Raw genomic sequence first — 12,903 nt, 5'->3', positions numbered from 1 at the left:
CCCTTTATTTCAAGGCGATCCAGTTATCCACAGATTTCCTGAGGAACGATGACGGTGACGCCGGCCGGTGTACTTTTAGAGAGAGCTGCCAGAGCGGCTGGCGCGTCGGTGAGAGGGATGGTGCGAGTGATGAGGTCGGCTGGATTGAGGTTGCCCGAAGCAACTAATGTGAGCATCTCGGGGTACGCATGGGCGGGCATGCCGTGGCTGCCCAGCCAGGTGAGCTCCTGGCCGATGAGGCGAGACACGTCGAGGTTCACACCGGACGGGAGGAGACCAACCTGGACATGGCGGCCGCGAGGGCGGAGGGACGACAGGGCCTGCTGGACGAGCTCGTTCGAGCCGAGGGCGTCGACCGTGACATGCGCTCCACCCAACGCGCGAACCTGCTCGACGACCGACGATGTGGCCCCAAAGCCATGCGAGGCTCCGGACGGCGTGGCCTCGAAAGCATGCGAGGCGCCGTACTGCGTGGCCAGCTTCAGGGCTTCGGGGTTGGTGTCGATCGCGATGACCTCGGCGCCCAGCGCGCTGGCGATCATCACCGCCGATAGGCCGACCCCGCCGCACCCGAAGACGGCTACGCGTTCGCCGGCCCCCACCTTGCCGACCTGGTGGACGGCGCGAAAGGACGTCGCGAAGCGGCAACCCAAGCCGGCTGCGGTGGCGAAGTCCATGTCGTCAGGTAGCCGGACCAAGTTGACCGCGGCGTACGGCACAGCGACGTACTCCGCGAACGAACCCCAGTAGGTGAACCCCGGCTGCTCCTGCCGAACGCAGACCTGCTGGTTGTCCTCCAAGCACTGCTCGCACGCACCACACGCACAGATGAACGGCGTCGTAACCCGATCACCGACCTCCCAGCCCGTCACGCCGGCGCCGACAGCGGCGATCGTCCCGGCCAGCTCATGCCCTGGCACATGCGGCAGCACGATGTCCGCATCATGACCCATCCACCCGTGCCAGTCGCTCCGGCACAAGCCGGTGGCTTCGACGCGAAGTGCGACCGCGCCGGCCGCAGGCGACGGCTCCGGAACATCCCGTACGACGGGCACAACGCCGTACTCCTCAACCACGACAGCACGCATCCGAGCAGCCTAGTCAGCCGACGCAGAATTCGTTGCCTTCGGGATCGAGCATGACGATGTGACCGAGTTCGGAGCCGTAGAAGTCCTCGCGGACCTGGGTCGCGCCGAGCTCCACCAACGCGGCTGCCTTCGAGCGCATCCGCTCCACCGGATCAGCCGCCCGCGACCGCCGGGATGATCGAGACCTGGCCGCCGTCCTTGATGGCGGTCTGCAGGCCGTCGGCGAAGCGTACGTCGTCATCGTCGACGTACACGTTCACGAACCGGCGCAGCTCGCCCGCGTCGTCCAGGACGCGGCCCTTGATCCCGGGGTACGACGCGTCCAGCGAGTCGAGCACCTCGGTCAGCGTCGAGCCTTCCGCGGACACCTCGGACACGCCCTGGGTGTACGGACGCAGGATGGTCGGAACCCGAACGCTCACACTCACTGCAGGCCTGCCTTCACGAAGGCGTCGTACGACGCGGGGATGGTCACCTTGGGGCCGACCCGGTCGGCCACGGCGTCGAGCGTCTTCAGCCCGTCGCCGGAGTTGATGATCACGGTCTCGGCCTCGGGGTCGAGCCGGCCGGTCGCGATCAGCTTCTTCAGCGTCGCGACGGTCACGCCGCCGGCGGTCTCGGCGAAGACGCCCTCGGTCCGGGCCAGCAACTGGATGCCCTCGATGACTTCCTCGTCGCTGACGTCCTCGATCGCTCCGCCGGTACGGCGGGCGACGTCGAGCACATACGGTCCGTCGGCCGGGTTACCGATCGCCAGCGACTTGGCGATGGTGTCCGGCTTCACCGGCTTGACCACGTCGTGGCCGTCGCGGAACGCCTGCGCTACCGGCGAGCATCCGGTCGCCTGCGCGCCGTACACCTTGTAGTCGGTGGCGTCGACCAGCCCGAGCTTGCCGAGCTCGGTGAAGCCCTTGTCGATCTTGGTCAGCTGCGAGCCGGACGCGACCGGGATCACGATCTGCTGCGGCAGCCGCCAGCCGAGCTGCTCGGCGATCTCGAAGGCCAGGGTCTTGGAGCCTTCGGAGTAGTACGGGCGGACGTTGACGTTGACGAACGCCCAGCCCTCCTCCTCGCCGGCGATCTCGGAGGCCAGCTTGTTCACGTCGTCGTAGTTGCCCTCGACGGCGACCAGCGTCCCGCCGTACACAGCGGTGGTGATCACCTTCGGGCGCTCGAGGTCGTGCGGGATGAACACGACCGAGCGGATGCCGGCCCGGGCGGCGGCCGCGGCGACGGCGTTGGCCAGGTTGCCGGTGGACGGGCAGGCGAAGACCTTCATGCCCAGCTCGCGGGTCGCGCTCAGCGCGGAGGCGACCACGCGGTCCTTGAACGAGTGCGTCGGGTTGCCCGAGTCGTCCTTCACCCACAGCTGGCGAAGGCCCAGTTCGCGGGCGAGGTTCTTAGCATCGATGAGCCGCGTGTAGCCGGGCTCGGTGTTCGGGTAGCTGGCCACGTCCACCGGGACGGGCAGCAGCGGCTGGTAGCGCCAGATGTTCTTGGGTCCGGCCTCGATCTGCTCACGGGTGATCGTCGGGTACTCGTACCCGACCTCGAGCGGACCGAAGCACTCCATACAGGCGTAGAACGGGCCGAGCGGCGACTTCGCCCCACAGGCGCGACAGCTCAGGTGCGTACCGTTGCCGAAGGCACCTTCACGGATCGTGTGGGTGGCGGTCAGGCTCATGAGTGAGGTTCCCCTCTCATCTTCCCCGCGAACACCGGATCTCGGCGGCGGGACGGATTTGGCACCGTTCCACCGTGAGACGCCCCGGGCGGGGGCTCGACGGGGAGGGTTGCCGGGACTTCAACGGGCCGTTTCCCTCAGTCCCTCTGGATGAGCTCCCCCGAGATTACCCAATCGGGTCCATATTGTGTCTTGTGATCCCACCATCCGAGACCGCTGATCTCAGTCGCGAGGACCGGGCGAGCTCCGCCGCGAGCGCTCAGGCAGCGGCATCCCGGCGTACGTCGAGCATCCGCATCAGCGGCGTCACCGCGACGCCGTGGACGATCACACTCAGTACGACGGTGAAGCCGACGGTCGCCCACAGCCACGGTAGGTCGGTGCCGAAGTCCGAGCCGGCGTACGCCAGGTAGAACACCGATCCGACGCCGCGGATGCCGAACGCGGCGGTCACCCAACGTTCGGAGCGACCCAGCGGCGTACCGGCCAGCGCGACCCAGGCGGTCAGGGGACGGATGACCAGCACGAGCAGGAGCCCCAGCGCGACACCGGCGAAGGTCAGCGGCCGCAGCAGCCCGGCGGTGATCGCCGAGCCGAGGAGCAGCAGGATGCCCCAGGTCAGGATGTGTTCGAGCTGCTCGACGAACCCGTGCAGGTCCTCGTGGAAGTCGTGCTGCCGCTCGGCCGCGCGGAGCGTCAGCGCGGCAATGAACACGGCGACGAATCCGTAGCCGTGCAGCACCTGGGCGAGCCCGTAGACGCCCAGTGTCATCGCCAGGGCCAGTACGGGCTCACGGGAGTCGGCCAGTCGGAAGGTGCGCGAGGGCGCCGAGAACGCCATCTTGCCGAGCAACCAGCCGACGCCAAGGCCGACGAGCACACCGATCACGGTCCGCCCGATCACATCCCAGGCGAACCACTCGAGCGCCCAATGGCCTACCGCGCCCTTGGTGGCACCGAACACCGCCGCGTACACGAACGGGAAGGCCAGGCCGTCGTTGAGGCCGGCCTCCGAAGTCAGAGCGAAGCGGACCTCGTCGTCCTCCTCAGGCTCGGCGTCGGCACCGGTCGACGGCCCCTGTACCTGCACGTCGGAGGCGAGGACCGGATCGGTCGGCGCGAGTACGGCGCCGAGCAGCAAGGCGGTCGCCGGGGCCAGGCCGAGCAGCCAGCCCGCACCGGCGACAGCGGCGATACACGCGGGCATCGCGACCAGCAGAAGCCGCCAGGTCACCTTCCACCGGTGCCACCCGATCGGGCGGTCGATCGCCAGGCCGACGCCCATCAACGCGACCAGGATCGTCAGCTCGGCGAGGTGCTTGGTGATGCCGGGCTCGACGATCGGACTGAGATGGGACTGGTCGACGGCGAGACCCAGGAGCACACCGGCACCGAGGAAGCCGATCGGCGCGGAGACGGCGTACCGGCGGAGCAGACGCGGCAGGACGGCGCCGAGCAGCAGCGCCAGGCCTGCCACCAGGTACAGGCCGTCCCCGTCGATCGTCATGATGGGAACCTAGTGCCCGGGGCTAGCGCAGGCGATGTGTGGCGCCCGGGGTGTGGGTCGGCAACGACTTGCGCGGGCCGTAGCGGGGATGACGGATTCCGGCGAGCTCGAGCAGGCGCTGGACGCGATAGCGATGACCGCGATACGGCTCGATCAACTCGGCGCAGCCGTCGTCGTCGAGCTCCTCACCGATCAGCGCGTACGAGACATCGCGCGACACGTGATAGTCCGCGAACGAGAAGGCATCGGCGTCCCCGTGCGCCCGCTGGCGAACCTCGGCCGCCGTCCACACGCCGACACCCGGGAGCGACCGCAGCCGGGCCTCGATCTCGGCCGAGTCGGTCAGCTCAAGGGTCCGCTCCAGCGCCTTGGCCCGGGTTGCCGCGGTCAGGACCACCCGCGAACGACGGCCCTCGACACCGGCACGCAGCCACTGCCAGGACGGGATCAACCGCCACGCCTCCGGCGCCGGCGGCACCATCAGCACCCGACCCTCCGGACCGGTCGGACCCGGCGCCGGTTCGCCGTACTCGCGCAGCAGCACCCGCCAGGCCCGGAACGCCTCCTTGCCGGTGACGACCTGCTCGATCCCGGCGGCCGCCATGGCCTCGAACACCGCTCGCGTCCGCGGCACCCGCACATCCGGAAACCGCCGCGCCGCATCCACCAACGCCTGATGCTCCGGCAACGGCTCGAACCCGTCCCAGCTGTCGCGATCTCCGAGCAGCTCAGGCACCCCGTCGAGCGCCCACTCCGCCCCCGCTCCCCACGCCTCGGCCTCCACACCCCCGGCGCACGGCGCCACCCGCAACAGCACCGGCCCGTCCGGCGTCCGCGTAGCCCGCCACACCGTCCGCCGCGCCGCATCGAACACATAGGCCGGATCGCCCGGCCCCTTGCGTAACCCCCCGATCACCGAATGCGGATCCACCACCCGCCCCGCCCGCCAAACCCGCACCACCGAACTCACCCACCAAGTCTTACCCACCCCACCGACAGAACCGCATACTGGGCGACATGACGGCCTGGCAGTGGGTCAAACTCGTGGGGAATTTCCTCAATCTGTCCACGCCGGCCGGCGCCTTCGTCGGCGTCCTCGGCCGCGCGACATTTACCCGCGGCCCGCGCGGACTGTTCTTCGCGAACGGCTACAAGCTCGGGTTCCCGGTGGCGGGGGCGTTCACGATCGGGAACGTGGTGCTCAGCAAGCATGAGCGGGAGTACTTCGACGATCCGGCGCTGGTGCGGCATGAGGAGCGGCATTCGTGGCAGTACTTCTGCCTGATCGGGCTGCCGATGCTGCCGTTGTACGTCGTCGGGGTGGTGATCTCGTTCCTGCTCACAGGTGACCCGGCGTCGCGGAATCCGTTCGAGCGGCTCGCCGACCTGAAGGAGGGCGGGTACGTCGAACACCCGATCCAGCCGCTCGGCAAGACCGTGACGCAGGCGTTCAGTGTGCTGCGATCGCGTCCGAAAGAGCCGTGAGGACGGTCACCACACCGCTCGGGTCGTCGACCACGACGTCCGCGGCGTCGATCAGCTCGGTCGCGTTCGACGACCGGGTGGCCAGCAGTACTGCGTTCAGCCCGCCTGCACGCTGTGCGTCGATCGCCCGGAACGCGGCGAGATCGCCCAGGTCGTCCCCGGCGTACAGGATCGACAGCGCCCCGGCCGACTCGATCAGGCTGCGGATCGCGACGCCCTTGTCGATGCCCGGTGGCCGCAGCTCGAGGACGAGGTTGCCCGGCTCCAGCCGCAGCTCGGTCTCCTCGGCCAGCGCTGTCATCGGTCCGCGGAGCAGCTCGAACGCCCCGGCCGGATCGTCGAGCCGGCGTGTGTGCACAGCCAGCGAGCTTTCCTTGTCCTCCACGAACGCATCCGGTAGGCCGGCCTCGCTGAGCAGACCGGGCAACCGGCCGCGAGCCGTCGCGACGCCCTCCGGCACCGGAGCGGTCGTCACCTTGCCGGTCTCGGCGTCCCACCGCTCCAGCCCGTAGTGGCCGAGCACCACGAGCCCACCCAAGCCGGGGTGAGCGGTGACTCCCGACAGCTCCGTCGCCACCAGTGCGGGGCGACCGGTCACGATCGCCACCTGTCCGACCGACCGAGCCAGCCGGGCCAGCGCGTCGAGCGCGCCCTCGACCGGTCGGGCTCGGGCCGGGTCCTCGACGAGCGGCGACAGTACGCCGTCGAAGTCGGATGAGATCACTGCGGTGGCCGGATCGGCGACGATGGCTTCCCAGCCTGCACGTCCGGCGTCGGTCTGGATGACCGGAGTGCTCATCCGGTGTAGTCCGAGGTGAGGATCACGGTCAGGCGATCCTTCTTCATGTTGTCGAGCGCACCCTTGCTCCGGCCGACGCCGATGTCGTGGGCGAGCTGGTTCGCGGCGTCGAGCATGCCCGGCGGGTAGTAGACCGTGCTTTCGGCGACCTTGCCGTGCCAGTTGTCCGGCGAGCCGGCCACCGTCCAGCCTGCCTGCCGGGCGCGTCCGGCGACCTCGTCGGCCAGGCCCTTGCGCGGCGTGTTGTTGTACACCTCGATCGCCGGCCGCTCCTCCACCGGGATCGTCACCGGCTGAGTCGTCTGCGGCGGCTCGGTGGGCGCGGAAGACGGCGGCTCAGTGGGCGCGGTGGACGGTGGCTGACTGCTCGGCGCCGTGGACGGGGTCACCTTGGGCGGCGTGGTCGACTCCGACGGCCGCGGGATGCTCGCAGCGATCGTCGACGGTCCGGACGACGGTTTGGTCGACGGCTTGCTGCTCGGCTTCGCCGCAGCGCCGGACGGCTCGTCGGCCTTGCTGTCGTGCCCGCGTGTCCCGAACAGCACCAGCAGACCGGCCACGATCGCGACGACTGCAGCCACGGCGACGAGAGAGGACAGCACTTGTCCTTGGTCGCCACGGGGGCGGCGGGACATGGTCAGACCTCGATGCCCAGTCGGCGTGCGGAGCGGGCGCGCTGGCGGGCGGCACGGAGGCGGCGCAGGCGCTTGACCAGCAGCGGGTCGTGCGCGAGGGCCTCGGGGCGGTCGATGAGCGCGTTGAGCACCTGGTAGTACCGGGTCGCCGACATCTGGAACTGGTCCCGGATCGCCTGCTCCTTCGCGCCGGCGTACTTCCACCAGTGGCGCTCGAAGGCCAGGATCTGGCCGTCCCGTTCGGAGAGTCCGGCAATCGCCGGCGGCGCAGCTTCGGCGGGGCCGGAAGAGCTGGCGTTGGCGCTGTCCATCTGCTGGTAACTCCTGTGCGGTCGGTGATCGTCCGTCCGCGCTCCACTGTACGTGTTGAACAACAGCGATGTCATTCACCCGTGACACGACACGGAGCGTGTCGTTCGCGGACGGCCGGGTGTCACCAACTCTGGCAGGATCTTTCCTGTGAGCTCAACTCTCTCCAGCGTGGCGCTGGTGGAGGAGCTGCAGGGGCGGATTCGTGAGGTGGACCCGCTGGTCAACGCCGTCTGCACACCCAACCCCGCCGCTCTCACCGAAGCCGCCCGACTCGACACCGAGCGTGACGAAGGGCGTGTCCGCGGCCCGCTGCACGGCGTACCGGTCCTGGTCAAGGACAACATCGACACCGCCGACCTGCCGACCACAGCCGGCTCGCTGGCGCTGGCCGACCAGCCACCGCCGCCGGACGACGCCCCACTGGTACGCCGGCTCCGGGACGCGGGCTGCGTGATCCTGGGCAAGACCAATCTGAGCGAGTGGGCCAACTTCCGCGGCTCGGCGTCCTCCTCCGGCTGGAGCGCGTACGGCGGCCTCACCCGTAACCCGTACGCCCTGAACCGCTCCGCCGGCGGTTCCTCGAGCGGCTCCGGTGCCGCGGTGGCCGCCGGACTCGCGGAGTACGCGATCGGCACCGAGACCAACGGCTCGATCGTCTGCCCGGCCGCACTGAACGGCATCGTCGGTCTGAAGCCCACCGTCGGGCTGGTCCCACAGCAGGGCATCGTCCCTATCTCGCACTCCCAGGACACCGCCGGTCCGATGACCAGGACCGTCACCCAAGCGGCTGCCCTACTGACTGTCATGACCGGCGGCCAGACCGACTACACCGAGCACTGCCGGGGCGCGGACCTCAGCGACCTGCGGATCGGCGTACCGCGTGGTCCGCTGTGGGGCTACTCGATCGGACTCGACGAGGTCACCGAACACGCACTGGGGATCCTCAGCAGGTGTGGGGCCACGCTAGTCGACCACCTCTCGTTGCCGACGCCCGGCGGCGACGAGGACCAGCTGCAGGTGCTGGCGCATGAGCTGAAGGTCGACCTGGCGGCGTACCTCGCCACTCGCGTCCCCGGCGGCCCACGGACGCTGGACGACCTGATTGCGTTCAACGAGGAGCACGCGGACGTAGAGCTGCAGTGGTTCGGGCAGGAGCTGTTCGAGCGGGCCGCGACCACGGATGGCCTGGGCTCCCCGGTGTACGTCGCTGCGCGCCTCACCGCGCTCCGCGCCGGCCGGGACGGCATCGACAACCTGCTCCGCGACAACCAGCTCGACGCGCTGGTCTCTCCGTCGTACTCCCCGGCCTGGGCGATCGACCTGGTGAACGGCGACCACGTCCTCGGCGGCTCGTCCTCGCACGCCGCCCTGGCCGGATATCCGCTGCTCTCGATGCCGTCCGGGATGGTCTCCGGACTGCCGGTCGGGATCACGTTCAGCGGTACGGCACGGAGTGAGGTCACGCTCATTCGCTTGGCTCACGCGTTCGAAACCGCGAGAATCGCAGCAGACGGACCGTTCCCGACACCGGAGTTAACCCAGTGGGTATAGATCGTGTCAGATGGGGCATCGTTGCTACTGGCAACATCTCGACCCAGTTCGCGCACGATCTGGGGCTGCTCCCCGGCGAGGCCGTCGCCACCGCGGTCGCGTCCAGGTCCCAGGACAGCGCGGACCGGTTCGCCGCCGAGTTCGGCATCCCGAACGCGTACGACGACTATCGCAAGCTGATCGAATCCGGCGACGTCGACGTGATCTACATCGGCACGCCGCATCCGCAGCACTACGCGATCGCGCGGACCGCGTTGCAGGCAGGCGTCGCCGTCCTGTGCGAGAAGCCCGTCACGCTGACGGCTCGCCAGGCGCGGGACCTCATCGCGGTCGCGGCTGAGCACAAGACGCTGTTCGCCGAGGCGATGTGGATGCGAACCAACCCGGTGATCCAGGCCGTCTTCGAGGACGTGAAGAGCGGTGTCATCGGCGAGCCGCAGCAAGTCGTCGCGGATTTCGCCTTCCACAAGCCCGATCTGCCCGCCCGGCTGCTCGATCCGGCCCTGGGCGGTGGCTCGTTGATGGACGGCGGCATCTACCCGATGACGTTCGCTTACATGGCACTGGGCCGTCCGGCCGAGCTGAAGGCCGTTGGCTCACTCAATGAGGACGGCGTCGACCTGAACGTCGCCATGGCCTGGCGGCACGACTCCGGAGCGGTCGCCGCGCTCACCTGCGGTCTGCGTTCGCAGAATCCGTGGGTCGCCTCGATCAGCGGTCCGGAGGGCAGTCTGCAGCTCCCACACCGCTTCCACCACCCCGAGTACTACGTGCGTACGACTGCTTCCGGAGCGGAGCGGATCGACGTACCGACGCATGGACGTGGGTACCACTACGAGGCAAGCGCAGTGATGGATGCGCTGCGTGCGGGGGCGATCGAAGTACCTGCGTTGCCCCACGCCGCCACCCTCGAGATTCTCGACCTGCTCGACGAGACCCGGAGACAGATCGGGGTCCGCTACCCCGGTGACGACGACGACCTGAGTGGATGACGCTGAAAATGCCGAACGGTAGGAGTTCCTTCGTAGTGGTGGCCAACCGGCTGCCGGTCGACCGGATCGAGATGCCCGACGGCAGTACGGCGTGGCGCCGCAGTCCAGGTGGACTCGTCACCGCCCTGGCACCGGTGATGCAGAACCACCACGGCGCGTGGATCGGCTGGACCGGCAGCCCGGACGAGAAGGTGGACCCGTTCGACAACGACGGCATGCATCTGGTCCCGGTGATGCTGTCGGCCGAGGACGTGCAGCTGTACTACGAGGGCTTCTCCAACGCGACGCTCTGGCCGCTGTACCACGACGTGATCGTGGCGCCGGAGTTCCATCGCGAGTGGTGGGAGTCGTACGTCGCGGTGAACCGCAGGTTCGCGGAGGCCGCCGCTGACGCCGCCGACGACAACGCCGACGTCTGGGTGCACGACTACCAGCTGCAGCTCGTCCCGGCGATGCTGCGCCGGCTGCGTCCCGACGTACGGATCGGGTTCTTCCTGCACATCCCGTTCCCGCCGACCGAGCTGTTCGCGCAGATGCCGTGGCGGCGGCAGATCCTGGACGGGCTGATGGGCGCGGACCTGGTCGGCTTCCAGAGACCTGGCGCTGCCTCCAACTTCGCCCGCCTGGCCCGCAACCGGATGGGCCTGCGGACCCGCGGCGACCGCATCCACCTGCCGGACGACCGGATCGTCCGCGCGAAGGCCTTCCCGATCTCGATCGACGTGAACGAGCTGGAGAAGCTGGCTCGTCAGCCCGAGACCACGGCCCGCGCGGCCGAGATGCGCCAGGAGGTCGGCAACCCGACGCACATCCTGCTCGGCGTCGACCGGCTCGACTACACCAAGGGCATCCGGCAACGGTTGCGCGCGTTCGGCGAACTGCTGGACGAGAAGCGGATCTCGGTCGACGACGCGGTGTTTATCCAGGTGGCGACGCCATCCCGCGAGCGGGTCGAGCAGTACCGCGTCCTGCGGGACGAGATCGAGCTGCTCGTCGGCCGGATCAACGGCGAGCACGGCCGGATCGGGACGCCGGCGATCAACTACCTGCACACGTCGTACTCGCGGACCGAGATGGCCGCACTCTTCCGGGCCGCCGACGTGGCCGTGGTGACCCCGCTGCGCGACGGCATGAACCTGGTCGCGAAGGAGTACGTCTCGACGCGGTACGACGACACCGGCGCGCTCGTGCTGAGCGAGTTCGCCGGCGCAGCGGACGAGTTCCGGCAGGCTTTCCTCGTGAACCCGCACGACATCAACGGCATGAAGGACACGATCGTCGACGCGATGAACACCGACGACCGCCAGCTCGGCCGCCGAATGAAGGCGATGCGCAAGCACCTCGCCGCGCACGACGTGAACGTCTGGGCCCAGAGCTTCCTCAAGGCCCTCCATGACGAAGACTGACGGCCGCGTTCTTGCTCTGGACCTGGGTACGTCGTCGGCCCGCGCACTGGTCCTGTCCGAGGACGACGCGTCGCCCGTCCCCGGAGCGCTGGCCCGTCACAAGATCGCGCCGGCGTACGGCTCGGACGGCTCCGCGACGCTCGACCTGCACGAGTACGTCGAAGGGCTGCTCGGCTGCCTGGACGAGCTGCAGCAGAACGGCCATCTCGAGAACATCGGCGCGATCGTGCTGTCCTCGCAGTGGCACTCGATCGTTGCCCTCGACAACAACGGCGGCGCGCTGACGCCGGTGATCACGTGGGCCGACACCCGCTCGGTCGACCTCGACCCGTCGGTCGACGAGCGCGCCTTCCATGCACGCACCGGCACCTGGCTGCACCGGCTGTACTGGACCCGCCGGATCCCGTGGCTGCTGTCGATCGACTCCCCCGCGGAGTTCGCCGGGCTGCCCGATCTGGTGCTGGAGCGGTTGACCGGCGAGCGCGTGACCTCGGTGTCGATCGCGTCAGGGACCGGCACGCTCGACCTGGCCCGCGGGACGTACGACGACGAGGCGCTCGAGATCGCCGGCGTACGCGCGGACCGGTTGCCGTCGATCGTGCCGACCGGGTGGACCGGGGCGCTGTCCAAGGAGTACTCCCGGCGCTGGCCAGGACTGGTCGGCGTACCGGTGCATCCGCCGACGGGTGACGGGGCGGCGTCGAACGTCGGGACCGGCGGCTACGACTCGGGTACTGCGGCGGTGACGGTGGGGACCTCGGCCGCCGTACGTGTCGTGCATCCGATCGACGACGCGCCCGAGCTGCCGTGGGAGCTGTGGCGGTACAGGGTCGACGACAAGCGCGCGGTGACCGGGATGGCGTTCTCTGCGGCTGGGAACCTGCATGCCTGGCTGACCGGCGTACTGCGGCTGGAGTCCGATGAGCTGGCAGGCGCGGAGGTCGGGGCGTCGCGGGCGATCGCGATCCCGTTCATGGCTGGGACCAGGCCGCCGGCGACGGTGCCGAGCGGGTCCGGGGTGTTCTTCGGCTTGTCGTTCGACGACACCGCAGCGGACCTGCTGGCGGCGTCGTTGCAGGGTGCGTCGCTGGAGGTCGATCGCGGGCTGCGGATGCTCGACTCGCTGTTCGGGCGGCAGCTGGACGTCGTACTGGGTGGTGGCGGCATCGACGCGTCCGAGTGGTGGCGGCGGTGCCTGACCGCGACGTTCGCCCGGCCGACGACAGTGTGCGCGGAGGCCGAGGTAGGTGCGCGCGGCGCGGCGGCCGTGGCGCTCGGGCTGTCCCCGTCGCCCGGTGGTGAGCATCTGACGCCGGTCGACGAGGAGGTCGACAGGGTCGCGGCCATGCGCCCGCGGTACGAGGCGCTGCGCGAGCTCGCCGTACAGGCCTCCAAGCAACCGGCCTGATACTGCGTTCGCGGTATGACTCGGATACCGCTCGAG

Annotated in this window: 14 protein-coding genes and 1 riboswitch; of the genes, 5 read left to right on the top strand and 9 right to left on the bottom strand. The window is 69.3% G+C overall.

The annotated features are described in order from the left end of the window. Positions 1-23: 23 nt before the first annotated feature. The 6 genes from OHA18_RS20860 to OHA18_RS20835 all read right to left on the bottom strand — a co-directional run bounded on the left by OHA18_RS20860 (position 24) and on the right by OHA18_RS20835 (position 5,249). A complete protein-coding gene (locus OHA18_RS20860) occupies positions 24-1,088 on the bottom strand; it encodes a zinc-dependent alcohol dehydrogenase family protein (RefSeq protein WP_329005835.1) in 1,065 nt (354 codons plus the stop codon). Between the two features lie 13 nt (positions 1,089-1,101). After that, a complete protein-coding gene (locus OHA18_RS20855) occupies positions 1,102-1,227 on the bottom strand; it encodes a VOC family protein (RefSeq protein ID WP_329005834.1) in 126 nt (41 codons plus the stop codon). A 13-nt stretch (positions 1,228-1,240) separates the two neighbouring features. After that, on the bottom strand, positions 1,241-1,516 hold the full coding sequence (locus tag OHA18_RS20850) for a ubiquitin-like small modifier protein 1 (protein WP_134105426.1): 276 nt from the start codon (positions 1,514-1,516) through the stop codon (positions 1,241-1,243). Beyond that, positions 1,513-2,772 carry a threonine synthase gene (gene thrC, locus OHA18_RS20845; RefSeq protein WP_329005833.1) on the bottom strand — a complete coding sequence of 420 codons (1,260 nt, stop codon included), beginning with the start codon at positions 2,770-2,772 and terminating at the stop codon, positions 1,513-1,515. The genes OHA18_RS20850 and thrC overlap by 4 nt, the downstream gene beginning before the upstream one ends. Positions 2,773-2,785: 13 nt before the next feature. Further along, a riboswitch (SAM riboswitch) is annotated at positions 2,786-2,929 on the bottom strand. 102 nt (positions 2,930-3,031) lie between these two features. Further along, positions 3,032-4,279 (bottom strand): cation:proton antiporter, encoded by a 1,248-nt coding sequence (locus tag OHA18_RS20840; RefSeq protein WP_329005832.1) that lies wholly within the window; start codon positions 4,277-4,279, stop codon positions 3,032-3,034. Positions 4,280-4,301: 22 nt separating this feature from the next. Beyond that, positions 4,302-5,249: a DNA-3-methyladenine glycosylase family protein gene (locus OHA18_RS20835; protein ID WP_329005831.1), complete on the bottom strand. Its 948-nt coding sequence runs from the start codon at positions 5,247-5,249 to the stop codon at positions 4,302-4,304. 47 nt (positions 5,250-5,296) lie between these two features. Between OHA18_RS20835 and OHA18_RS20830 the strand changes: the two genes are divergently transcribed. After that, positions 5,297-5,764, top strand: a complete 468-nt coding sequence (locus OHA18_RS20830; protein ID WP_329005830.1) for a hypothetical protein — start codon at positions 5,297-5,299, stop codon at positions 5,762-5,764. Here OHA18_RS20830 and otsB read toward each other — a convergent pair. The 3 genes from otsB to OHA18_RS20815 are packed head-to-tail and all read right to left on the bottom strand — an operon-like array spanning position 5,730 to position 7,509. Further along, complete coding sequence (otsB, locus tag OHA18_RS20825; RefSeq protein WP_329005829.1) at positions 5,730-6,563, bottom strand: trehalose-phosphatase; 834 nt, start codon at positions 6,561-6,563, stop codon at positions 5,730-5,732. The genes OHA18_RS20830 and otsB overlap by 35 nt on opposite strands. Continuing rightward, a complete protein-coding gene (locus OHA18_RS20820) occupies positions 6,560-7,165 on the bottom strand; it encodes a LytR C-terminal domain-containing protein (protein WP_329005828.1) in 606 nt (201 codons plus the stop codon). The genes otsB and OHA18_RS20820 overlap by 4 nt, the downstream gene beginning before the upstream one ends. Before the next feature lie 35 nt (positions 7,166-7,200). Then, positions 7,201-7,509: a DUF3263 domain-containing protein gene (locus OHA18_RS20815; protein WP_137252679.1), complete on the bottom strand. Its 309-nt coding sequence runs from the start codon at positions 7,507-7,509 to the stop codon at positions 7,201-7,203. Between the two features lie 148 nt (positions 7,510-7,657). On the opposite strand from OHA18_RS20815, the gene OHA18_RS20810 reads away from it, so the two are divergent. The 4 genes from OHA18_RS20810 to OHA18_RS20795 are packed head-to-tail and all read left to right on the top strand — an operon-like array spanning position 7,658 to position 12,867. Then, a complete protein-coding gene (locus tag OHA18_RS20810; protein WP_329005827.1) occupies positions 7,658-9,061 on the top strand; it encodes an amidase in 1,404 nt (467 codons plus the stop codon). Then, the gene (locus tag OHA18_RS20805) at positions 9,052-10,053 is read left to right on the top strand and encodes a Gfo/Idh/MocA family protein (RefSeq protein WP_329005826.1); all 1,002 of its coding nucleotides are present in this window, start codon (positions 9,052-9,054) and stop codon (positions 10,051-10,053) included. The genes OHA18_RS20810 and OHA18_RS20805 overlap by 10 nt, the downstream gene beginning before the upstream one ends. An 8-nt stretch (positions 10,054-10,061) precedes the next feature. Continuing rightward, positions 10,062-11,459 (top strand): alpha,alpha-trehalose-phosphate synthase (UDP-forming), encoded by a 1,398-nt coding sequence (locus tag OHA18_RS20800; protein ID WP_329006141.1) that lies wholly within the window; start codon positions 10,062-10,064, stop codon positions 11,457-11,459. Next, positions 11,446-12,867 carry an FGGY family carbohydrate kinase gene (locus OHA18_RS20795; protein WP_329005825.1) on the top strand — a complete coding sequence of 474 codons (1,422 nt, stop codon included), beginning with the start codon at positions 11,446-11,448 and terminating at the stop codon, positions 12,865-12,867. The genes OHA18_RS20800 and OHA18_RS20795 overlap by 14 nt, the downstream gene beginning before the upstream one ends. Positions 12,868-12,903: the final 36 nt, after the last annotated feature.

This window comes from Kribbella sp. NBC_00709, from assembly GCF_036226565.1.
Taxonomy (GTDB): Bacteria; Actinomycetota; Actinomycetes; order Propionibacteriales; family Kribbellaceae; genus Kribbella.
Note: the sequence above shows the minus strand (reverse complement) of the source record. Positions and strands in the feature narration are given on the sequence as shown.

Excerpts from the sequence above, each read along its gene's own strand:
- OHA18_RS20860 (WP_329005835.1), bottom strand. The coding sequence starts at position 1,088 with ATGCGTGCTGTCGTGGTTGAGGAGTACGGCGTTGTGCCCGTCGTACGG.
- OHA18_RS20855 (WP_329005834.1), bottom strand. The coding sequence starts at position 1,227 with ATGCGCTCGAAGGCAGCCGCGTTGGTGGAGCTCGGCGCGACCCAGGTC.
- thrC (WP_329005833.1), bottom strand. The coding sequence starts at position 2,772 with ATGAGCCTGACCGCCACCCACACGATCCGTGAAGGTGCCTTCGGCAAC.
- OHA18_RS20840 (WP_329005832.1), bottom strand. The coding sequence starts at position 4,279 with ATGACGATCGACGGGGACGGCCTGTACCTGGTGGCAGGCCTGGCGCTG.
- OHA18_RS20830 (WP_329005830.1), top strand. The coding sequence starts at position 5,297 with ATGACGGCCTGGCAGTGGGTCAAACTCGTGGGGAATTTCCTCAATCTG.
- otsB (WP_329005829.1), bottom strand. The coding sequence starts at position 6,563 with ATGAGCACTCCGGTCATCCAGACCGACGCCGGACGTGCAGGCTGGGAA.
- OHA18_RS20815 (WP_137252679.1), bottom strand. The coding sequence starts at position 7,509 with ATGGACAGCGCCAACGCCAGCTCTTCCGGCCCCGCCGAAGCTGCGCCG.
- OHA18_RS20800 (WP_329006141.1), top strand. The coding sequence starts at position 10,062 with ATGCCGAACGGTAGGAGTTCCTTCGTAGTGGTGGCCAACCGGCTGCCG.
- OHA18_RS20795 (WP_329005825.1), top strand. The coding sequence starts at position 11,446 with ATGACGAAGACTGACGGCCGCGTTCTTGCTCTGGACCTGGGTACGTCG.